Source organism: Alkalispirochaeta alkalica DSM 8900 (genome assembly GCF_000373545.1).
Taxonomy (GTDB): domain Bacteria; phylum Spirochaetota; class Spirochaetia; order DSM-27196; family Alkalispirochaetaceae; genus Alkalispirochaeta; species Alkalispirochaeta alkalica.
The window spans coordinates 46,520-68,379 of the sequence record NZ_KB891698.1 but is presented as its reverse complement, the minus strand read 5'-3'; the positions used below and the strand labels follow the sequence as shown (position 1 = coordinate 68,379).

Annotated in this window: 20 protein-coding genes and 1 riboswitch; of the genes, 16 read left to right on the top strand and 4 right to left on the bottom strand. The window is 62.4% G+C overall.

Annotated features, from left to right (window positions below; all coding sequences use genetic code 11):
* Window positions 1-25 precede the first annotated feature (25 nt).
* The 9 genes from B071_RS16045 (at window position 26) to B071_RS0105180 (ending at window position 11,589) form a co-directional block, all read left to right on the top strand.
* Window positions 26-373 (top strand): TM7S3/TM198-like domain-containing protein, encoded by a 348-nt coding sequence (locus B071_RS16045; protein ID WP_438829587.1) that lies wholly within the window; start codon window positions 26-28, stop codon window positions 371-373.
* 45 nt (window positions 374-418) lie between these two features.
* Window positions 419-575, top strand: a riboswitch (cobalamin riboswitch).
* Between the two features lie 229 nt (window positions 576-804).
* Window positions 805-2,829 (top strand): TonB-dependent receptor, encoded by a 2,025-nt coding sequence (locus tag B071_RS20170; RefSeq protein ID WP_018526052.1) that lies wholly within the window; start codon window positions 805-807, stop codon window positions 2,827-2,829.
* 89 nt (window positions 2,830-2,918) lie between these two features.
* Window positions 2,919-3,734 carry an energy transducer TonB gene (locus tag B071_RS18970; RefSeq protein ID WP_083914517.1) on the top strand — a complete coding sequence of 272 codons (816 nt, stop codon included), beginning with the start codon at window positions 2,919-2,921 and terminating at the stop codon, window positions 3,732-3,734.
* Window positions 3,735-3,826: 92 nt separating this feature from the next.
* On the top strand, window positions 3,827-4,942 hold the full coding sequence (locus B071_RS0105205; RefSeq protein WP_018526050.1) for an efflux RND transporter periplasmic adaptor subunit: 1,116 nt from the start codon (window positions 3,827-3,829) through the stop codon (window positions 4,940-4,942).
* Window positions 4,939-8,022 (top strand): efflux RND transporter permease subunit, encoded by a 3,084-nt coding sequence (locus tag B071_RS0105200; RefSeq protein ID WP_018526049.1) that lies wholly within the window; start codon window positions 4,939-4,941, stop codon window positions 8,020-8,022. Before B071_RS0105205 ends, B071_RS0105200 begins: the two co-directional genes overlap by 4 nt.
* Window positions 8,023-8,141: 119 nt before the next feature.
* A complete protein-coding gene (locus B071_RS0105195) occupies window positions 8,142-8,984 on the top strand; it encodes an amino acid ABC transporter permease (RefSeq protein ID WP_051075265.1) in 843 nt (280 codons plus the stop codon).
* Window positions 8,968-9,744 carry an amino acid ABC transporter ATP-binding protein gene (locus tag B071_RS0105190; protein WP_018526047.1) on the top strand — a complete coding sequence of 259 codons (777 nt, stop codon included), beginning with the start codon at window positions 8,968-8,970 and terminating at the stop codon, window positions 9,742-9,744. Before B071_RS0105195 ends, B071_RS0105190 begins: the two co-directional genes overlap by 17 nt.
* 70 nt (window positions 9,745-9,814) lie before the next feature.
* Window positions 9,815-10,690, top strand: a complete 876-nt coding sequence (locus tag B071_RS0105185) for a transporter substrate-binding domain-containing protein (RefSeq protein WP_018526046.1) — start codon at window positions 9,815-9,817, stop codon at window positions 10,688-10,690.
* Window positions 10,691-10,767: 77 nt separating this feature from the next.
* Window positions 10,768-11,589, top strand: a complete 822-nt coding sequence (locus B071_RS0105180) for an amino acid ABC transporter permease (protein ID WP_438829586.1) — start codon at window positions 10,768-10,770, stop codon at window positions 11,587-11,589.
* Here B071_RS0105180 and B071_RS0105175 read toward each other — a convergent pair.
* Both B071_RS0105175 and B071_RS18275 read right to left on the bottom strand, forming a co-directional pair.
* Window positions 11,560-13,041 (bottom strand): MATE family efflux transporter, encoded by a 1,482-nt coding sequence (locus B071_RS0105175; RefSeq protein ID WP_018526044.1) that lies wholly within the window; start codon window positions 13,039-13,041, stop codon window positions 11,560-11,562. The genes B071_RS0105180 and B071_RS0105175 overlap by 30 nt on opposite strands.
* 7 nt (window positions 13,042-13,048) lie before the next feature.
* The gene (locus B071_RS18275; RefSeq protein WP_438829585.1) at window positions 13,049-13,450 is read right to left on the bottom strand and encodes a MarR family winged helix-turn-helix transcriptional regulator; all 402 of its coding nucleotides are present in this window, start codon (window positions 13,448-13,450) and stop codon (window positions 13,049-13,051) included.
* 205 nt (window positions 13,451-13,655) lie between these two features.
* Between B071_RS18275 and B071_RS18965 the strand changes: the two genes are divergently transcribed.
* The 6 genes from B071_RS18965 to B071_RS0105130 all read left to right on the top strand — a co-directional run bounded on the left by B071_RS18965 (window position 13,656) and on the right by B071_RS0105130 (window position 20,112).
* Window positions 13,656-14,003, top strand: a complete 348-nt coding sequence (locus tag B071_RS18965; protein WP_245534052.1) for a helix-turn-helix transcriptional regulator — start codon at window positions 13,656-13,658, stop codon at window positions 14,001-14,003.
* A gap of 64 nt (window positions 14,004-14,067) precedes the next feature.
* Entirely contained in the window at window positions 14,068-15,540 is a 1,473-nt protein-coding gene (locus B071_RS0105150) for an Acg family FMN-binding oxidoreductase (RefSeq protein ID WP_438829574.1), read from the top strand.
* A gap of 256 nt (window positions 15,541-15,796) precedes the next feature.
* Complete coding sequence (locus tag B071_RS0105145; RefSeq protein ID WP_018526039.1) at window positions 15,797-17,068, top strand: ABC transporter substrate-binding protein; 1,272 nt, start codon at window positions 15,797-15,799, stop codon at window positions 17,066-17,068.
* A 141-nt stretch (window positions 17,069-17,209) separates the two neighbouring features.
* The gene (locus B071_RS0105140) at window positions 17,210-18,127 is read left to right on the top strand and encodes a carbohydrate ABC transporter permease (protein WP_018526038.1); all 918 of its coding nucleotides are present in this window, start codon (window positions 17,210-17,212) and stop codon (window positions 18,125-18,127) included.
* On the top strand, window positions 18,124-18,984 hold the full coding sequence (locus B071_RS0105135) for a carbohydrate ABC transporter permease (protein WP_018526037.1): 861 nt from the start codon (window positions 18,124-18,126) through the stop codon (window positions 18,982-18,984). Before B071_RS0105140 ends, B071_RS0105135 begins: the two co-directional genes overlap by 4 nt.
* A gap of 54 nt (window positions 18,985-19,038) precedes the next feature.
* On the top strand, window positions 19,039-20,112 hold the full coding sequence (locus B071_RS0105130; protein ID WP_018526036.1) for a LacI family DNA-binding transcriptional regulator: 1,074 nt from the start codon (window positions 19,039-19,041) through the stop codon (window positions 20,110-20,112).
* 14 nt (window positions 20,113-20,126) lie between these two features.
* Here the strand turns inward: B071_RS0105130 and B071_RS0105125 are convergent, their stop codons facing one another.
* Window positions 20,127-20,582 (bottom strand): GNAT family N-acetyltransferase, encoded by a 456-nt coding sequence (locus tag B071_RS0105125; RefSeq protein ID WP_438829584.1) that lies wholly within the window; start codon window positions 20,580-20,582, stop codon window positions 20,127-20,129.
* A 215-nt stretch (window positions 20,583-20,797) separates the two neighbouring features.
* Here B071_RS0105125 and B071_RS0105120 point away from each other — a divergent pair, with 215 nt between their 5' ends.
* Window positions 20,798-21,190, top strand: coding sequence for a VOC family protein (locus B071_RS0105120; RefSeq protein WP_018526034.1), 393 nt, complete (start codon window positions 20,798-20,800; stop codon window positions 21,188-21,190).
* On the opposite strand, the gene B071_RS16030 is transcribed toward B071_RS0105120, so the two are convergent.
* The gene (locus B071_RS16030) at window positions 21,130-21,660 is read right to left on the bottom strand and encodes a helix-turn-helix transcriptional regulator (RefSeq protein WP_438829583.1); all 531 of its coding nucleotides are present in this window, start codon (window positions 21,658-21,660) and stop codon (window positions 21,130-21,132) included. The two genes, B071_RS0105120 and B071_RS16030, sit on opposite strands and share 61 nt — an antisense overlap.
* Window positions 21,661-21,860: the final 200 nt, after the last annotated feature.

Below are 21,860 nucleotides of genomic sequence, written 5' to 3'. Positions count from 1 at the left end.
GCTCTATCTCTTCGGGGTCTTCTTTATTGGCGCTCTTCTGGGGGCCGTCCTGGGGGTTGCCTTTTCTGCCCTGGGAGGGGTTGCGCCGGAACCGGTGGTTCTGCTTGTCCTGGCCGCNGCCACGGGTATCGCAGCNCTCCTGCTCCAGCGGATCATGATCATTCTTTCCACCAGCTTTGCCGGTTCCTGGAGCATGGTCATCGGATCGGCCTATTTTGTCACGGGCCGGGTCAATCCCGCCGATATGGAGGGACTCTTCCGGCTGGACCAGAGATTGCTCTATCTGCTGATGGGGAGCTGGGTGCTCCTGGGAGCTGCCGGGACGGTGGTTCAGCTCAAGACAACTAAAGCCCGCTCGCGTCAGGGAAACTAACCCTGAATTGACGGCCCGCCCGGGCCATGGTATTGTCAGACAAGATCCGTATACGCGATACGAGGTCAGGGAACCCGGTGAGAATCCGGGACAGTCCCCGCTACTGTGTTCGGTGAGAACGTTGGCACAGGCCACCGCAAGGGAAGGCGCCAACCGACGAAGACCCGTAAGTCAGGAGACCTGCCCCGTCGCGAAACACCGTACGGCCTCGGAGGAAGGCGTGACGAGACAACCCCACACAGACCCTCACGATCGGTGTGTATCCTCTCCTTGTGCCGGAGAGGAGGTGCCCAGGCACGGTCAACCATGATACGGCCACTACCGGAACCACACAGGGCCCCGCCCACTGCGGGCATACCGCAGGCGCAGAGCGGCGCACCAACGCAGCACACACCAACTCAACAAAGAAACGAAAAGGAACACACACCACCATGAAACACTATCTCTTGGGATTGCTCCTCCTGGCAGCGCCAGGGGTCCTTCTCTCCGCGCAGAATCAGGAGAAGGACCGGGAGGAAGAGCAGAAACCGGCCACCATCGAGGTGGTTGTCACGGCAGACCGGATCCTCACCGAAATAGTCTCCACCGCCGCCAACGTCACCGTTGTAACGGAGGAGGAGATCCGCAGCTCCGGCGCAACAAACCTCCCGGAACTGCTGGACCGCCAGGCGGGAGTCTCCTTCCGGAGCTTCGCCAATGCCCCCCAGGCCACGGTAGACATGAGAGGCTTTGGCGAGGGGTCTGCCATGCGGGTTCTGGTCCTGGTTGACGGGCGCCGCCAGAATAACCCCGATATGTCAGGGATTAACTGGCTGGGAATCCCCCTGGACTCCATAGAACGGATCGAAATACTCCGCGGAGGCGCCAGCGCGCTCTACGGCAACCACGCCCTGGGAGGCGTGATTAACATTATCACCAAAACTCCCTCGCCAGAGGTTCCCCTGGAACTGACGGGGTCTCTCGCACTGGGAAGCAACCTGGAAAACCAGGAGCGGCTGAACCTCTCCCTGGCCCGGGAGCGCTCCCGTCTGCGCGCCTCGGTCGAGCATTTCTCCACCGATGGCCACCGGGACCGTTCAGCCTACCGGGCGCTCAACTTCTCCATGGGCGCTCTTTTTGATCTCTCCGATACCCTGGAGGTGGGCCTCAGCGGTCGCTACGGCAATATCTTTTACGAGATGCCGGGCAGCCTCACCAAAACAGAGTACAAGGAGGACCCAAGCGATGCCACCAATACCGGTGACGAGGCCACGGAGCATCACTTTGGCCTGGACCTGGATCTGGTCTGGTACCCCACCCCGCTTGCACGGGCCGAGATCGCTCTGGGCTACGCGGCGAAACTAGTGGAGACCGATACAGAAAGCTGGGGCACCTACACCGACAGGGATCTTCACACCTTCACGGCATCGCCGGCGCTCATTCTGAACTGGGATCTGGGAGCAGTGCCCCTGCGGACCCGCCTGGGGCTGGACTGGTCCTGGGCACGCCAGGAGATCACCGCTTGGGAGACCTCAAGCCGCAACACGAAGGAGTACCGGGCAGATCTCTCCCAGTGGACCCTGGGAACCGTGGCCTCCACCACGGCCTACGTGACAGAGCAACTCGATCTGGGGGGAACCCTCCGCTACGACCGCAGCACCATCGGTGCCGAAAAAGACGAGGCAGGGATCGACAGCGACACCACCCACCAGGCCCTGGTCTTTGACCTGAGTGCGGTCTACCGTCCCCTGGAGTACGCCAAGGTCTTTGTCTCGGGAGGAACGCTCTTCCGCTATCCGGCCCTGGACGAACAGGCCTCAGTACAAGGCTTTCAGGAGCAGTTCATGAGCGATCTGGACCCGGAGCGGGGGTTCACTCTGGAAGCAGGAGGGGGACTCTATCTGGGGGCGCTCCTGCGGCTGGACGCCAGCCTCTACTGGATGGAGATGGAAGACGAGATCGCCTGGTTTACTGACCCTGTTACGTGGGAAGGTGAAAACAGAAACCTCGACAAGACCCGCCGACTCGGGGGAGACCTGCAGATACAAAGCGAACCCCTGGAACAGCTCCGCATATCTGCGGGCTACAGCTACGTTATGGCCACCTTTGCGGGGGGGGACAACAAGGACAAGGAGATCCCTCTGGTTCCCAACCACAGCCTGGACGCCCAACTGGCGGTGCGGCTCCTTCCCGAGCTGGGCCTGGAGTTCGGTCCGGCCCTCACCTTCCGCAGCAGGTCCTATCGCAGCGGAGATGACGCCAACACCCAGGACCGGGTGGATGAGTACCTTCTGACCGATCTCTTTCTGCGCCTGCGACCCCGGGGACTCCCGGGAGATCTGGCGGTGAGCGCCGAGGTGAAAAACATCTTCGACGAGACCTACGCGCCCCTCGTGTTCTACAACGCGTGGGGGGACGATGGGTACTACCCCGCCCCGGGCCGAACCTTCCGCCTGGCCGCGTCCTACCGGTACTAGCAGTCTGGTACACGCGGCTGATACGGGGCAGGCCGGTATCACCAGACCGGTCGGCACAGACAGCCCGGGAGAGAGGAGAGCGAAAGGAGATGCACCCACCAAACCGACCGGGTTCACCCCGGAGCCGTCGCCTCGCGACAGCTCTGGGGCTCTCCCTGGCTCTCCATCTTCTGGTTTTCGCCGGGGTGCCCCTGATCCCCGGCGTTTCCCCTGCCTCAGCAGACCCTGATTCTCCCACAGTTCTGACGGTACAGTTCCGCCACCTCCAGCCCCCGGATCCTGCTGCATCGTCTCCCCCGGGCACGCAAGCCCGGAACAAACCCGCCTCCGGGGAACCACCACGGCCGTCACCATCGGAAGAGCCTCAATCGGCAGAGCCGAAACCGGCAGATCCTTCGCCACCCCCGGAGCCGATCCCGAAACCAATCCCGCCGCCCCGGAATCAGGACACCTCCCCGGCCCCGGCAGAAATCGAACCGCTCCTGACAGATCCGACCGTGGCAGATCCTCCTCTGGTTGATTCTGGGCTGGTGGATTCTCTCCTGGCAAATCCAGCCCGGGGAGATCGGGACCAGACCTCTTCTCACCAATCAGCGCCCGCCCCGGAAGGGCCACCTGCCGGCCCGCGCGTCCACGAACCCCGCCCCGTTGATCCCATCGTTCCCTCCTATCCCCTGGCAGACCGGCGCCGTGGAATCGAGGGTGAAGTATTAATCCGCGTGGTGATCTCTGCCCGGGGAACACCCCTGAAAACGGAGGTCCTCCGCCCCGGTCCCAGCCGGAGCCTGACCCGGGCTGCCCTGGATGCGGTCGAGTCGGCGCTCTTTCACCCGGGAACCATCGATGACACCCCCTCGGAGATGGATCTGCAGGTCCGCATCGTCTTTACCCTCTCCAGCACCTGACCCCCGAACATTTCCTCGACCTTTCCCGGCCTCGGTGCGTATACTTGAGGGCACGAGATAAAAAACACGGAGCACCATCAGGGAGGACGATCATGCCGACACACCACCATCCCCTTCGCCCCCTTCTCCGGGCCCTGGTCGTGGCCCTGGCAGGCATCTCCCTGGCAGCCTGCCGCCCCGGNCCCCCGCGAGGTTCCGCGCAAGACCCGGAACANCCCCCGGAGCAGGAACCCCGGCCCGTGCTGGTCGTGGCCGTGGAAGAGGCCCCCCTGGTCCGAACCATCCGGGGGTCCGGCATGGTCTCGGGGATCCGCGAGGCCTCGGTGGTGACCGAGACAGAAGGCCCCCTGCAGCGGGTCTTCTTTGATCTGGGAGATCAGGTCCGGCAGGGCCAGGTGCTCCTCTCCTTCGACACCCGCCGGGAAGAGGCCGAGGTCCTCCAGGCCCGGGCAGATCTGGAACTGGCCAGGATCGAACTCGCTGCGGCGGAATCGCTCCAGGATCGGGGCACCGTCTCCAGAGCCGAGACAGCCCGCCGCCGGGCCGCCCTGAGCGGAGCCGAAGCGCGCCTCACCGATGCAGAAAAACGCTACANCGACCGCCAGGTGCGGGCTCCCATCTCGGGCAGAATCGCCGCCAGGCCCATAGACCTGGAAGAGGGGACCTATCTGGGCCGGGGAGTCCAGGCGGCGCGTATCGTCGANACCAGCCGCTTGCGTACCGAGATCGGCCTGGGGGAACGGGAGATCGCCCTGGTCCGGGCAGGCACGGCGGCACAGGTCCGCGTCCCGGCCTGCTCCGATATCTGGAGAGATGCCCGGGTCTCTGCCGTGGGAGCCGCTGCGGATCCCCGAACGGGAGCCTTTCCCCTTCGGGTTGAATGGGAGAACCCCTGTCCCCTTCGGACACGGGCCGGCATGTCCGTCCAGGTGAGAATCGCTCCCCGGGACACCACAAACTACCTGGTGGTTCCCTCGGAGGCGATCCTTCGCCGGGGAGAGGCGACCTTCCTCTTTCTCCTCAAGGACAACAGCCTGGAAGGGAAAGACACCGCCCTTCTGCGGGAGGTGGAGGTGCTGGAGACCTTTGCGGACCGGGTTGCCCTGGCGGGAGGGGTGAACCCGGGTGATCTCGTGGTGGTAAGCGCCCTCTCGCCCCTCCGCGACGGCGATCCCCTTCGGGCAACACTCCGGGAGAACCAGCGGTGAGCATCGCCAGCCGCTCTGTATCGAACCCCGTCCTGGTGAACATTCTCACCGTGGTCATCCTCGTTCTGGGACTCTTCAGCTATCAGCGGCTCCCCCGGGAGCAGTTCGCCGAGGTGCCCTTCTATTTCATCACCATCGGCGTCCCCTACCCGGGCGTAGCCGCCGAGGACGTGGAGCGGTCCGTCACAATTCCCCTGGAAGACGAGATGGCAAACCTGGACAGGCTGGACCGGGTCAGATCCCAGACGAGGGAGGGCTTCAGCTCGGTGACCCTGGAGTTCGACCAGTCCGTCTCCCGCCGGGAGTTCGACCGCCTCTTTCAGGAGGTTCAGAACCGCTTCAACCGGGTCTCTCTACCCGCAGGGGTCCAGCAGGAGACGATCCAGGAGTTCTCCTCCAACGATTTTCTGCCCGTGATCGAGGTGGTGCTCTCGGGAGAGGGCTCCCCCCGGGAGGGTTCCTACGCCACCCTGGTAGAGACCGCCGAGACCCTGCGGGACCGCCTGCGAACGATCCGGGGAGTCTCCCGGGTGGAGCTGGTGGGAGTCAGGGATCGGGAGATCAGCGTCCGCCTGGACCAGGACCTGCTCGAGGCCTATCAGGTCTCGCTCCTGGAGGTGGTCCAGGCTCTGGAAGAACGAAACGCCACCGTACCGGGCGGGGTCCTGGAGACGGGGGACCGGGAATACCTCCTGCGCACCGTGGGGGCCGTCCGCTCGATCCGGGAACTGGAAGATACGGTGATCCGGGGACCCCGAGGAGCGAAGGGACACAGCCTTCACCTCTCGAGCCTGGGAACGGTTCACCAGGAGTACCGCCGGGATGGAACCCGGGCCCGATTCAACGGCAACCCCGCCGTGGCCCTGCGGATAACCAAGCTTCCCCGGGCCAGTTCCATCGGCATCATCGAGGAGATCCGCCGTCGGGCGGAGTCCTTCGAATCGTCCCTGCCCCGGGGGATCAGCCTGGCCTACTTCAGCGACCAGTCTGTGCCGATCAACAACACCCTGGATGTGCTTCTTTCCAACGCGCTTCTGGGGTTGATCCTGGTGGTGGTGGTGCTCTACGCCTTCCTGGGGCTGCGCAACGCCCTCATGACCGCCCTGGGCATCCCCCTCACCCTGGCCATGACCTTCATGGTCCTCGACGCCCTGGGCGAAACCCTGAACAGCAATACCCTCTTCGGTCTGGTCCTGGTGCTGGGGCTCATCGTGGATCACGCCATCGTCACCGTGGAAAACAGCTACCGCCTTCAGCAGCAGGGACTCTCCCGGCGCGATGCCGCCGTGGCGGGAAGCGATCAGGTGATCCTGCCCGTTCTCGCGGCCACGGCCACCACGGTGGCGGCCTTCCTCCCCCTGGCTTTTCTGCCGGGGGTGGTGGGACGCTTTCTGCGGGTCGTTCCCGTTACCGTTTCCATAGCCCTGGTCGCCTCGGCCATGGAGGCCTCCTTCATTCTGCCCTCCCACTACGCCGACTGGCCGGGCCGGAAGCAGCCCCCCCGCCGCAGGCTCCTCACGACCCTCCAGGACCGGTTCGAGAAACTCCTGCGGAGGCTCTACCGCAGGCGGGGCATCACCCTGACGGTGATCTTCCTTATCATGGTTGCGGTCTTTTCCCAGGCAGGCCGGATTCCCCCGGACCTCTTCGCCTCGGAGGAGGTCTCGCTCTTCTATATCGAGATCGAGATGCCCCCGGGCAGTTCCCTGGAACAGACCTCCCGCACGGCAGCGATCTTTGAGGACCACCTCCTCTCCTCTTCCCGCAGGGGTGACATCAGGGCGGTAAGTTCCTCGATCGGCTTCTCCGGCGGGGGGCGATCGGGAGAGCGCCGGAGCAACCTGGCCCAGATCTCGGTGGAACTCCTCACCCCCCAGGCAGGTCGAGCCGACCCGCTCCGGACGGTCATGGAAGATATCCAGAGAGACACGGCCCGTATAGCCGGCCCCGAGCTGGTGGTCTTCCGGGAGCAGCCCAGCGGCCCCCCCCGGGACGCCCCCGTCTCGTTCCGGCTCTTCGGAGACGATCTTCAGGCTCTCCGCCAGGCCTCGGAGCGCTTCCGGCTCCACCTGGAGCAGTACCCCGAGCTCTACAACATCACCGACAACTTTGACCGGGGCACCCCGGAGGTTCGCATTACCGTAGATCACCAGGCGGCAGCCCGCTACGGCCTGAGCATCCAGCGAACGGGGAATTTTCTCCGGGCCGTTCTGGAGGGCGTCCCTGCCGGATCGGTTTTTCTGGACAACCGCGAGACCGATCTGCGGGTCCGCTACGACCTTCCCCGGGAGATAACCCTGGAAGAGGCCCTGCAGGTACAGATCGCCGGTCCCGAGGAGCGGATGATCCCCTTCTCCAGCGTCGCCTCGGCCCGGGTAGACCAGGGGCTCTCCCTGATACGCCGCGTCGACGGCACCCGGGAGGTGACGGTCACCGCCGAAGCGCGCACCACGGAACGGCTGGGAGAGATCAACCGCGATCTGGACCGGCTCTGGCAGGACGAGGTCTCCCGGGAGTTTCCCGGACTCTCCCTGACCCTGGAGGGGCGCTTCGCCGAGATCCTCGACATNTTTCTGGATATTCTGCGAGTCTTTCTGATCGGCCTCTTTCTGATCTACGCGATCNTGGGCACCCAGTTCAGGTCCTATACCCAGCCTCTGCTGATCCTCTTCTCCGTGCCCTTCTCCTTTGTGGGGGTGATCGTCTTTCTGCTGATCTCGNCCTTTCCCCTCTCCTCCACGGTCATCTACGCCGGGGCCGCCCTGGCGGGAATCGCCGTGAACGACAGCATCGTCCTCCTGAGTTTTATCAACGAACGGCGCCGNGAGGGAGACTCCGTGGCCGACGCNGTCGCCGGGGCCGCCCGGACCCGGTTCCGNGCGATCCTGCTGACATCGCTCACCACCATCGGGGGGCTTCTGCCCACCGCCCTGGGGCTTTTCGGGGAATCGCCCCTCTGGGGGCCCATGGCGGGAACGATCGTCTTCGGCCTTCTTTTTTCCACCGTCACGGCGCTGCTGGTAATGCCCTGCCTCTACGGNTTTTTCTACGACCGCCGGGGCACGGCAACTCCGTCGTGACCAGCCTTCGGCTCCTGTTCCTGGCGGTGTCACCTCCCGAAGCTGGAGTTTCCCGGCTTTCGGGGGTTTTTTTGCTCTTTTTCTGGACCTTCGTCCCCCTGATCCCTTATTTTTCGGTAATGATTTTCTCTGATGCCCTTTTGTCCATTCCCGCACCCCGTCGGCTCCGGCGGTGGCTCCGTTCCCCCTGGGCAGATATTGCAGCTTTTCTGGTGATCCTCGCTGCCCTGGGCGCCCTCATGGCCCACAACACCGCTGCCCTGGGCTACCGCTGGCAGTGGCACCGGGTACCACGCTATCTCTATACCGTGACAGACCGGGGCTGGCAGGCGGGGCCCCTGCTTCAGGGGCTGGCCGTCACCCTGCGCCTGACAGCGGTATCACTGGTTCTTTCCCTGGTGGTAGCCCTGGTAACGGCCCTCTTCAGGCTCTCCTCGTCGGCCCTGGCCCGGGGTATCGCCCGGGTCTACCTGGAGGTAATCCGCAACACCCCCCTGATCGTGCAGCTCTTCTTCACCTATTTTGTGATCGCTCCCCTGATCGGGATGGACGGCTGGACCTCGGCGGTGATCGCCCTGAGCCTCTTCGAGGGGGCCTACGCATCGGAGATCATCCGGGGAGGAATCGTGAGCCTTCCCCGGGGGCAATGGGAGGCCGCCTACAGCACGGGTCTCAGCCACGGCGATGCCCTGCGCTTTGTCATTCTGCCCCANGCCTTCCGGCGAATTCTGCCTCCCCTGGTGGGACAGGCTATCTCCCTGATCAAGGACAGCGCCCTGGTGAGCACCATCGCGATTTACGACCTCACCATGCGGGGCCAGGTCGTGGTGGCCCAGACCTTTCTGGCCTTCGAAATATGGTTTGTGGTGGCCGGCATCTACCTGGTTATCACTATCTCACTCTCGGTAGCAGTGTCGCTGCTGAAACACACCCTGGGAGTCCCCCATGAGCAGCATAGCTGATACCTTTGAAACAGCCCCGGATTCGCGGGAAGAGATCATCCAGGTCCAGGGACTGACAAAGACTTTTCCCAACGGCGTTCGGGCCCTGGACGGAGTCAGTCTGCGGGTCCGCCGCGGCGAGGTGGTTGTCCTGGTGGGGCCTTCGGGCTCGGGAAAATCCACCTTTCTGCGCTGCCTNAACGGTCTGGAACGCGCCGATTCGGGAACGATCGTGGTGGACGGGATCCCCCTGGACGAGAACCCCCGAAACCGCCGGGCAATCCGTACCGAGGCGGGGATGGTCTTCCAGCAGTTCAACCTCTTTCCTCACATGACCGCCGGCAGGAACATCGACCTGGCCCAGATCAGGGTCCGGGGAACATCCCCCCGCGAGGCACGGGAAACCACCCTGGAACTGCTGAAAAAGGTGGGCCTCGCCGACCGGGTCGAGGCCTACCCGAGCCAGCTCTCGGGCGGGCAGCAGCAGCGCGTGGCCATCGCGCGGGCCCTGGCGCTACGCCCCCGGGTGATGCTCTTTGACGAAGCCACCAGCGCCCTGGACCCGGAGATGATCGGCGAAGTTCTGGACGTAATGCGCGATCTGGCCCGGGAGGGAATGACCATGGTGGTGGTCACCCACGAGATGGGCTTTGCCCGCGAGGCAGGATCCAGAGCTGTCTTTATCGACGAGGGGCGTTTTGTGGAGATCGCCCCGGCGCAGGACCTCTTTGACGCGCCCCGGGAACCCCGAACCCGGGCATTTCTGAGCAAGGTCTTATGAAAACCCGAAAACGAGCGCGCCCCCGAGGGGCGCGTCCGGAACAACCAGTCCAGAAAAGAGGAGGAACAACATGACCACGACCAAGAACAGCAGGCCCCGGAGGGGACGAGCCCTTCTGGCCCTGACAGCCCTNATAGCCCTGACACTGACCACACTTCTGGCCTGCGTCCCCGCAGGAGAGGNCCAGGAATCCTCCCGGGGAGGGCCCGCCACGGGCCAGATCAGCCTCCTCGAAGCGATCCAGGAGCGGGGAGTCCTGCGGGTGGGAATGTCCACCTTTGTTCCCTGGGCCATGCGCGATGCCCNGGACGAACTGATNGGCTTCGAGATCGACGTGGCCCGACGCCTGGCGGAAGACATGGGGGTCGAGATCGAGTTTGTCCCCACCCAGTGGTCGGGGATCATCCCCGCTCTCCTGACGGGACGGTTTGACATGATCATCGGCGGCATGGGAATCCGCCCGGCCCGAAACCTCTCGGTGAACTTCTCCATCCCCTACGACCATTCGGGAATGGCCATTGCAGCGCACCAGGAGCTTGCTGCGGGCNTTGATACCCTGGAAGACTTCAACGATCCCCAGGTGGTCATCACCGCCCGCATTGGAACCACCGCCGCCGACGCAGCCGAGCGGACCTTTCCCAAGGCGCAGCACCGGTTCTTTGACGACGAATCCCGGGCCGTCCAGGAAATNCTCAACGGNCGGGCCCACGCCCTGGTCGCCTCGGCACCGCTTCCGGCGTTCCAGGTGGTGGAGAATCCGGACCGGCTCTTTTTACCCATCCANGGAACCTTCACGCGGGAACCGATCGGCTTTGCCCTGCCCAAGGGGGACGTGGACATCCTGAACTTCGTGAACAGCTGGATCACCGTGGTAGAGGCCGAAGGCTGGCTCGCAGAGCGCAAGGCCTACTGGTTCGAAACCCGCGACTGGGCCGACCAGCTTTGATCGGACCCTACGCGGCACGGACTCCCCGGCGGNTCTCTGCCCTGGATCTGCTGCTCCTGTCGTTGCTGGCAGTTGCGGTGGTGCGGATCGGCCTCCCCCTCATTAACGGCGGGGGGNNCTACCGCTGGGACTGGTCCGTGATCGGCCGCTACTCCCTGCGGCGCGATGCCGCAGGGCGACTGGTCCCCGGCGTGCTGCTCCAGGGGCTCTTTACAACCCTGCGCCTCTCGATCTGGTCGGCCCTCCTGGCCGTTGTGATCGGTCTCGCCATGGGAATCGTGGCAACCCGAAGGCGTCTCCTGGCACAGATGGTCACCCGGACCTACGTAGAGTTTGCACGAAACACCCCGCCCCTGGTGCTGGTCTTCCTCTTTTACTTTTTCCTGGGAGAGCAAATTAACGCCATTCTGGGGATCGAACAGTGGGCATCGCGCCTCACCCCCGCAGGAGCACGGGCGGTGAGCATCCTGGCCGCGCCGCCCCGGCAGCTTCCAGCCTTTGTTTCGGCCGTGGTTACCCTGGGGATTTTTGAGGGCGCCTATCTCACAGAGATTATCCGCGCCGGAATCCAGTCGGTTCCCCGGGGGCAGAACGAAGCGGCCCAGGCCCTGGGCCTCACCGGGATCGACCGCTACCGCTACGTGGTGCTTCCCCAGGCCTGGCGCGTGGTTCTGCCCGCCGCGGTGGGGCAGTTTATCTCGGTCATCAAGGACTCCAGCATCGTGGCGGTCATCTCGATCCCGGAACTCACCTTCCAGGGGCTCGAAGTAATGGCCGGAACCTACCGAACCTTCGAGATCTGGATCACCATCGCCGTGATGTACTTTCTTCTGAGTTCCCTCTGCTCCTGGGCAGCCCGGCACACGGAACTACGCCTGAACCGCACCGACTCGGCCTGAGCAGCCCTTGCCCGAGCCATCTCCAGAGGTATCACCACCGGAGGACCTCCCGGAGTGGCCCATGAGCCACACCACGAGCACACAGGCAACAACTTCGGCGATAACCGGGGTAAGCCAGACTCCCGAAACACCCAGCCACAGGGGAAGCAGGAGCACCCCCGCAACCGGCACCACGAGCCCCCGCGCCAGGGCGATCGCCAGGGATTTTCCCGCCTCTTCCCGGGCNGTAAAATAGACCGAAGCGATAATACCCAGGGGCATACACAGCACGACCCAGCGGAAAAAGGAGGCCGCCTCGGCGACAAGTCTCTGAGCCTCGCCGTGACCCGGCAGAAAAAGGGCCGCTATGACCCGGGCGGGAGCACCCAGAGATACCCAGAGGAGAATCCCCACCACAAGAGAGATCGCCAGGGTAGCGTGCAAGGCCCGGCGCACCCGCAGCACCTCCCCCGCCCCGTAGTTATAACTGAAGAGAGGCTGAACCCCGCTCCCCAGGCCGAGTACCACCATCACCCCCAGCATCACGGGATACTGCACAACGGTAAAGGCCGCCACCCCCAGAGCACCAACCACGCCCAGGAGCACCCGGTTAAAAAGAAAGGTCGTAACTCCGCCCGAAAGGGAGTTCAGCAGCTCCGATGAGCCGTTTATGCAAATAATACGCAAGGTCCGGGCCTCCCTCACGGGGCGCCCCAGGGAGAGCCCCGGTTCGCGNCGAAGGGTCTTTACCAGGAANTAGCCCAGAAAGATCAGGGCNGCCCCGGTCTGGGAAATCCCCGTAGCCCANGCAGCCCCGATGATCCCCAGATCCAGGACAAAGAGAAAAAGATAGTCCAGACCGATATTCACCAGAGCACTCCCTGCCATGACCAGGCTCGCCAGGGCGGNCTNGCCGTCGTTCCGCACGGACTGCTCCAGGATAAAGACCAGGATCATTCCCCAGAAGAAGGGAAGCAGCCCCAGGAGATACTCCCTCACGTACCCGGAGAGGACCGGCCCCACCCCCAGAAGCGCCAGCAGTTGGGGAACCAGNGCTGCCGTAATCGCAGCACCCAGAACACCCANAAGAAATCCCAGCAGGAGGATCGTTCCCAGAACCCGCGACGCTCCCCGATGGTCACCCGCCCCCAGAAGGACCGCCGCCCGGGCGTTCCCTCCCGTACCGATCATGACCGCAAGGCCCGCTACGAGCGCTACCAGCGGGTAGAGAACGTTCACCGAGGCCATGGCGTCGGGTCCCAGACTCCGGCCCACCATGATGCCATCCACAATCTGNTAGAGCGCCTGAAAGGCCATGGAGATCACCGCCGGAGAGGCATGGCGAATAATCAGTCTTCCCACGGGCTCGGTGAGAAACTCCCGTCGGGCCGCGCTTTCCTCCCCGGCCGTGGGTCTGGCTGACCCGGCCTGTCTTGCTGGTCCGGCTTGTCTGANTGGTCCGGCCTGAGCCATGCCNTGTCTATCCATCGCTTCCATTGGTCTGATCCATTATTCGCCGCACCAGGCCAACCATCTGCCTGGAGAGAAGAAAGAACTCCCNCCGGGCATCGGAGGGNATCTCCTCAAGATATACCTGAAACCGCGCGGTAAAACGCTCCTCCAGCCGCCCCAGCGTCTCCTGCCCCTTCTCCGTAAGCCCCAGCACCACCCGGCGCCGATCCCGGCCATCTCTGGATCGGGAAACCATTCCCTGCTCTACCAGGGAATGAACCATCACCGACACAGCCGCAGAGGAAACACCGTAAATCCGGGACAGCTCCTTCAGGCTGATATCCTCGCTCAGGGACAGTTCGAAGAGCATCATGTACCGCTCAGCCGTGATTCCCTCCTCCCGGGCCAGGTCCGACGTCCATTTGACCATGGTCTGCCGCGTAAAGAGCGTGAGTGCCGTGACCATTTCCATGATCACCGCAGCCTCACCGGGAGATCCCGAATCATTCATAACAACGCCTCTTTGATAATTAAACTATCTAACTATTAACAAAGCAACTCGATCCTGTCAATCCCCGGGCGTTCGAGAGACCGGAACCCGGGATATGCAAAATATAGTTGCCATAATGCAATACATGAGTTACATTTCTGATATGCACCAGAGGAACAGCCAGGAAAACCGGATCCGCCAGGAGCGGGCTCAACTGGGGATGACCCAGGAAGAGCTGGCCCGAAAGGCAGGAATCACCCGGCAAACCGTGGGTCTCATAGAAAAGGGGGCGTACAATCCGACCCTGGATCTCTGCCTCAAGCTCTGCCGTGCTCTGGAAAAAACACTGGACCAGCTCTTCTGGCCCGGGGATGTTCCCGTCTCCCGGGAAACCCGGGATCTCCCGGAGACCCTCGGGCATCCGGCAGCCCCCCAGGCAAAAATCACCTCTCCCGACCCCAGGGAGGGCTACCCCAGGGAGGAACACCCATGATAACCGATGAACGACTCAAACAGGAAAACCGTCTGATAGAAAGCATCATCTGCCATGTTCTCAAATGGGGGCTCTTCGCCGTACTTCTCTTCCGGTGGACACTACTGGGGCAATCCCTGATCGAGACCCTCGATCTCTTCCTGCTCTGGGCAGGCGCGGGGCTGGCGGAATTCTTTCTCATGGCCCTCCGGGGCATCCCCCTCACCTATCCGGTAGACCTCTCCCGGAGAGAGCAAATTCTCTTCCTGGGGATCGCCCCCCTGGCCTCCGGGGCAATCGCCGTGGGATCGCTCTTCCNCCTGGGAGTCTACCGGGGGGGCTTTCACGCCCTGGGAGTCTTTGGTGTAACGGGGATNGCCGTGCTGATCCTCTTCTGCCTGTACATCTCCATCACCCGCCTGTGGGAAAAGCGCCATATTCAGGAGGAGCACCAGTGACCTACTTCGAAACGGCAGCGGCCCAGCGAAACCCCGCGCTTCTTTCAGCACCCCCAGGGGGGGCACCCTCGTCACGGGGAGAGNCCTCAGGNGAAACTGCCCCGCACTATGCGAGTCTTCTCCGTGCAGCCCTGCTTGCCCCATCGGGACACAATACCCAGTCCTGGAAGTTCCGAACCCATTCGACAGGCATCGATATCCTGCCCGACCTCTCCCGTCGGACACCGGTGGTCGATCCCGATGATCACCACCTCTACGCATCGCTGGGATGCGCAGCAGAGAACATTATGGTGGCCGCAGAAATCCAGGGATTTCGCGGAACCTGCCAGTACGATCCGGAAGCTGACACAGCAACTATTTCTTTTTCCAGGAACTCAACCANCAGTGTTCCCCCGGCCACCACAAGAGAACGCTTTCAGGCAATCCCCCGAAGGCAATGTACCCGTGGCGAATACCTCCCGTCCTTCCCGAGTCCCGACGATCTTCAGGTCCTCCAGGCAGCAGGGAGCGGACCGGGGGTTCATCTGCAACTATTCACGGAAGAGACAGATCGTGAACGAGCGCTGGAATATGTCATCGAAGGCAACACCCGGCAAATTACAAACCCGGCCTTTTGCCGGGAGCTCGAAGAGTGGATTCGCTTTAGCGACCGTGAAGCGATCAGGACTGGCGACGGTCTCCCGGCGCGGGTCACGGGCAACCCTCCCGTTCCCCGCTGGATCGGCACCCCGATATTCCGATTCCTCTTTACCCCTTCCCGGGAGTCAGACCGCCTGGCTCGGCAGATCCGCAGCTCCTGGGGCGTAGCTCTCTTCTCCTGCGATACCGATGATCCATCAGGATGGATAGAAGCGGGGCGCTGCTACCAGAGATTCGCCCTGGCCGCGACAACCCGGGGAATCTCCAGCGCCTTCATCAACCAACCCCTGGAAGAGAGGGCGTTGCGACCCTCCCTGCGTCAGGATTTCTCAGCCCCGGGGATCCGGCCCAACTTTCTTCTCCGCTTTGGCCGTGCCAGGCCCGTCCCTTTTTCGCTCCGCCGACCGCTGGAGTCTCTTCTTCTTCCTCCGGAACCAGAGCGACCTCCGGAACCAGCGTGACCGCCGGAACCAGCGAACGCGCCTGAACCCGAAGATTCCCCAGGGCCTCACTCTCCCCGAAATTACCCTACGGCACGATGCCAGAAGCCGGGATCTCAACGGATCATGACCAAACCTTTTTGTTGACAGCTAAACTAAACCGGTTTAGTTTTGTTTATAAGCGCGTCAGAGAAGACCCGAAGCGGCGGCCTGGCCCCGATCGGCACCACCACACTCGGACGCAGCAAGACCCAGGCGCAACAAGAGGAGGTTTCCCATGAAAAAACAAACAGCCCCGGTGGCACTGGCGCTCCTGTCCATCGCAGCGATCTCGCTTGCGGCACTCTTTTCGGGGTGTTCCCGGGACGACGGAAGAGAAGCAATCACGCTCATGCAGAACAAACCCGAGATCGACGCCATGCTGCAACGCTACGGTTCGGACTGGGCGCAGCGGACCGGAATCGGCGTTACCATAAAATCCGTAGGCGGCGGAACGGGGGCAACCCTCGGGCAACAGCTTCGCGCCGATTACGCAGCAGGGGAGATGCCCGATATCTTCATCATTGCCGGCCCCGAGGACTATCTCGAATGGGAGAGNCTCATTCTGGACCTCTCCGATGAACCCTGGGTAGCCGACACCTCCCTGGCCTTCACCAGAGACGGCCGGGTCTACGGATTTCCCGTGGCCCTCGAGGGGTGGGGCATGGCCTACAACGCCGACATTCTCCAGAANGCAGGGATCGATCCCGAGGAGCTCGTCAATTACGATGCCTACCAGCGGGCCTTCCGGCGCCTGGACTCAATGAAAGCAGACCTGGGGATCGATTCGGTAGTCTCCATGGCCGCCTCAGCTGACATGGGCTGGGTTACCGCGCACCATAACTTCAACTCCCTCCTCTCCAACGGCCTTCCCTACGGAGATCTCTCGGTTGTGGAGGACCTTCTGAACGGNCGGGTGGACCAGCAACGCCTGAAGGAGTACGCCGACTGGGTAGCCCTTCTCTTTCAGTACGCCGACAGAACCGTCCTCACCACGGGCAACTACGACACCCAGGTCGGAGCCTTCGCCACGGGACGCGCCGCCTTTCTGCATCAGGGCAACTGGGTGGACCCCAATCTGGAATCGGCAGGAGCTGACTTCGCCCGAGCCTTCGCCCCCCACGGCTCGCAGCGCGCTGACACCGAGGGGATCTTTGTCTCGGCACCATCGTTTTACGTGATCAACGCTGAATCACCCAACATTGAGGCAGCAAAGCAGTTTCTGCGCGACAAGGTCTATACCACCGAAGGACAAACCTTCATGGTCAACGAGGCCGGGATGATCCCCGCCTTTTCCAATATCGAGATAGGCCCCGCCGGNCAACTCTCGAGGTCGGTTCAGGAATGGGCCGCCCGGGACCAGGTCTTCTCCTGGAGCCAGTACCATTTCAGCAACGATTTCCGCGATCAGATCCTGGCGCCGATCTACAACCGCTTCGCCACGGGCCAGATCAATCGGGATGAGTTTGTTCGTCAGTTAACCTGGGCCTTCGAGACCCGGGAGCCCTGACCCCGATATCCGGGAGAAACCCCGCCCGGTGCGCGGACAAACCGCACACCGGGCATCACCGATCGATCATCAGCCTTCGCGCTGAGAGAAGAGGGTCAGGGCCTGACCGAACAGGCCCCGAGCCCCCGCTCCGGAGTTACCATGACACGAACCAAACATACCATCACCTTCTGGCTCTTTCTTGCCCCGGTGTTATTCGCCTTTGTGATGATCGTCCTGATTCCCTTTTGCATTGGCGTGTACTACTCCTTCACGGACTGGAACGCCACAGCCCGGGCAGGCCAGGGGATATCCCTCGTGGGAATCACGAACTATCGGAACAGCCTCAGGGACCCGGCGTTCCTCTATTCCTTTCTGATAACTTCGATCTATACCGTGGCCAGCGTGGCCCTCATCAACACCCTTGCAATAATCCTGGCCCTGGCGGTGACCAGCACGCTCAAGCTCCGCAACCTCTACCGGATGGGCTTTTTCATCCCCTACCTCATCGGCGGACTGATTCTGGGGTACCTCTGGCAGTTCATCTTCAATAACGCCCTTCCGGCGGCAGGACGAACCGTGCCATTTCTCTCTGCCCTGGCGAACCCCGACAACCTGCTCCTGGGCGAGGTCCCCACAGCGATCATGGCCATGGTTATCGTGGGGAGCTGGCAGTACGCAGGCTACATCATGATGATCTACGTCGCCGCCATCGAGGGAGTGCCCACCGAACTCTACGAGGCGGCCACGCTGGACGGCGCCTCGGAGTGGCAGCGGTTTCGGGCTATCACCGTTCCCATGATCGCCCAGGCCTTTACGGTCACCATGTTTCTTACCCTGGTGAACTCCTTCAAGCAGTTCGATGTGAACTACTCCCTCACCGCCGGAGGTCCGGCAACAACCTTTATGGGCCGTTCGATCTTNGGAACAGAGCTTCTGGCCATGAACATCTATAACACCGCCTTTGTGGGTAACAACCTGGCAGCGGGACAGGCCCGGGCGGTCATCTTTTTCATCGTGATCGTGGCCGTCTCGGTCTTTCAGGTGCGAATCAACAAACGAAAGGAACTGGAACTATGAGCCGCTGCGACCGAAAACGACAGATCCTCTTCGAGGGGATTATGGTGATGTTCCTCATCCTCTTTCTCTACCCCTTCGCTATCGTCCTGATAAACGCTGCCAAGGACTCCTTCAGTGCCACCCAGTTCCCCNTGGCCCTTCCCCATAACTGGGGACAGCTCTTCGTCAATATGGGAACGATCTGGACAAGTCCGAGCGTCCGCTACCCCTCATCCTTCTTCTCCTCCGTGGTAATCACCGCCTCGTCGCTTCTGGCGGTCACCCTTTTCCCGGCCATGGCAGGATGGGTTCTGGTGCGAACCAGNACGANGCTCTCGCAGATCATTTTCCTCACCTTTGTGGCAGCCATGGTGATTCCCTTTCAGATCGTGATGTTTCCCCTGGTATCGTGGTTTCGCCTGGTCTTCCAGTTCACGGGGCTTCGCCTGCTCCGCAGCTACCAGGGGATCATCCTCTCCTATCTGGGGTTTGGCCTCTCCCTCTCGGTCTTCATGTACCACGGCTTCATCAAGAGCATTCCCCTGGAACTGGAGGAGGCAGCCATCATCGACGGGTGTCCTCTTCACGAGGTTTTCAGAAGGATTATTTTCCCCCTTCTCACACCCCTGCACGCCACCATAGCAATCCTGCACGGCCTGTGGATCTGGAACGATTTCCTCCTGCCCCTGCTCGTGCTGGGACGCGGAAACCGCCTCCAGACCCTCCCCCTGGCGGTAGCCAACTATGCGGGAGCCTTTGTAAAACAATGGGACCTGATACTCACGGCCATTTTGATGGCGATGCTCCCTGCCCTGGTGTTTTTCTTTTTTGCCCAAAAGAAAATTATCCGCGGGATGGTATCGGGGTCGATAAAATAGGATCCCTGCCCTATAATTCCCGTACTACAGGATACAGACAGAAACAGCAAACAGATGGGAAGAATAACGATCCGGGCCGTTGCCGAGGCAACAGGCTTTTCAAAGACCACCGTATCTTTTGCCTTCAACGATCCGGCCCGGATCAGCAGGGAGACGCGGGAAAAAATCCTCACCACCGCAACCGAGATGGGGTACGTACCCAACCCGGGGGCACGCAACCTCAGCAAGGGGAGCTACGGAACGATCGGGTTGCTCCTGCCCCAGGTCATACCAAAAGCCCTGGAAAACCCCTATCTCTCACTCATTATTCAGGGCATCGGCCAGGTCTGCGAGCAGGAAGGCCATACCCTGACCCTGATCCCCCCCATCAAGCAGTCCCTCCTCCTGGGGGTACAGAACGCAGCCGTGGACGGACTCATCACGCTGGGGCTGGAGCCCGAGCACGAGGCAGTGGAGCTTATCCAGCGCCGGTCTCTCCCCTTTGTCTCGATCGACGGGAAAGCGGGCAACGGGTTTCCCGTTGTGGGTATCCGCGATCGCGAACTCGCCCGGGAAGCCATGACGCTTCTGACGGAAAGGGGGCACCGCCGGATCGCCCTGATCTCTCTGGTAGATGCCCGGGAGATGAGCGTTGGTTCCCACGTACGATCCGAGCGGCTCGCAGGGTACCGCGAGGTCTTTGAAGAACGCTTCGGCCCCCCTCGGGAACACCCGGCCGCCGGGGCCCCCGAGCTGATCGAGCTCTCGTGTCAGACCTCGCTTCAGGGCGGAAGAGAGGTGGCCGACACCCTGCACACCCTGGAGACCCNTCCCGATGCCGCAGCGGTGATGAGCGACATCGTGGCCATCGGGATGATGGAGCGGCTCGCCGAGATTGGTATCACCGTTCCTGACCAGTTCAGTCTGGTTGGCTTCGACGATATCCCCGAATCGACCATCACCAGACCCCGGCTCACCACTATCTCCCAGCCCGGGCGAGACAAGGGCCGGGCAGCAGCGGAGACGCTCATGAAGATGATCCGGGGCGAAGCGGTTCACCCCGAGCAGGTCCTCCACGGCCGACTCCTCTTGCGGGAAACGGTGCGGCGAGTCCCTCCCGTGGCCCCCCCCCAGGATCACAGGACGTAGTCACCGGCACCCGATCAGGGTGCTGAAGCCTCCGTGACCCGCCGGGAGAGCACCACGGCATCGCTCCCGTCGCCGTACCAGTCCCTGAGAACCGCCTCCCGGGAGAACCCGTTCTTCTCGTAGAAGGCCAGGGCCTTCACCTCTTCCACCCCGGTATCGACGTATATCTTGCGCCCCCCCTGGGCACGGGTCCATTCGATCATGCGGTTCAGCATCTCCGAGCCGATACTCTGCCCCCGCAGCTCCGGAATCAGGCCAATCCACTCGATGGTNGCGGTATCATTCCAGTCCTCGTAGACCACACCGGCCACCCCCGCAAAGCGGCCACCACCGGTCTCCGCCACGAGAAGAAGGACCTCGTCGTCATCCCAGTCCAGAAAATCTTCAAGATCCTGAACGGTGACCTCCTGGGGCTCGTCCAGAACCCGGGCGATAAAGCTGGCCGCTTCGTCCACGTGCCGCTCTTCCATTCTGATTATTCGGGTCTGTTCCACTGAAATACCTCCTGGGGAACGCACCTTTTGAAGGAAAGGCCTCGAGTCCCGGAAAAAGAATAGAGCCGCCCCACAAGAGCTGTCAAGAAACAAGAAACAGGAGCGCCGGGAGATCTGCTCGAGTCTGTTCCCATACCCTGGTGTCGCAAATTTTCAAGACGGGGGAGATCATCGTCGACGATACTTGAGCCATGAAAGCAAAACTTGCCTACGTGATTTTCTTTGTTGAAGACGTGGCCCGGTCCACGGAGTTCTACTCCCGGGCCTTCGGCCTCGCCACCACCTTCATCGCCGAGGGCGGCGACTTTGGTCAGATGGCCTCGGGGGAGACAGCCCTCTCCTTCTCATCACGAAAACTGATGAAAGAGCTGGGGAAAAATCCGGAACGGCCAGACCCCGCAGCCCCGGTTTTCGAGATCGCCTTCGAGGTAGAGGATGTCCCAGCGGCACTCCACCAGGCTATCCAGGCCGGAGCAACCCTGGTGCAGGAGGTCAGGCAGGAGCCCTGGGGACAAACCACCTCCTACGTCAGCGATCCCGACGGATACCTGGTAGAGATCTGCTCCCCCGTGACCGCATCGTAACCGGGAGAAGCGAGCTGGTTCACCAGATCAGACCGGTGAACCAGCTCCCCGGGACTCACCCCGAACCACCGGCGGACAGAACGGGAGAGATGGGCCTGATCGGCGTAGCCCGCCCGGAGCGCCACCTCAACAAAACGCTCGCCCGCGGCCAGATACCTGGCCGCAGCCCGCACACGAACAAGCTGGGTCCAGAAGACGGGGGTCGCTCCCGTACGCCCCAGAAGGAGACGTTCCAGTGTTCGNGCCGATACGCCAAGAAGGAGCGCAACATCGGCGACGCTCGCCGGAAGCGTGGCCACCGCTGAAAGAGCCTCCTCCACGCGACGATCTCTTCCGATCAGCCCCAGAATCCGGGAAACACTCTCGTCGGGATCATCCCCCGAATGGGCCCCCAGTTCGGACAGAACCCGGTCAGAGACCTCTACCCCCGGCGACAGACGGTACCCCACCAGCCGGGTTTCCCGACCCATGGCAGCTGTCATGGCAGTACGCTGGAGAGGCGAGACGGTCCAGAAAGGATCCCGGCCCGGGATTATCCAGTAGAGCAGATCCCGACACCCGTCGGGAAGAATGGAAAGAGTGGCCTCGGNGTGGCTGTGGTAGGTCCAGCGCTGCAGTATCACCTCACCCTGCCCGGGATTATTCCCTCCGTAACTCCCCATTCCCTGAA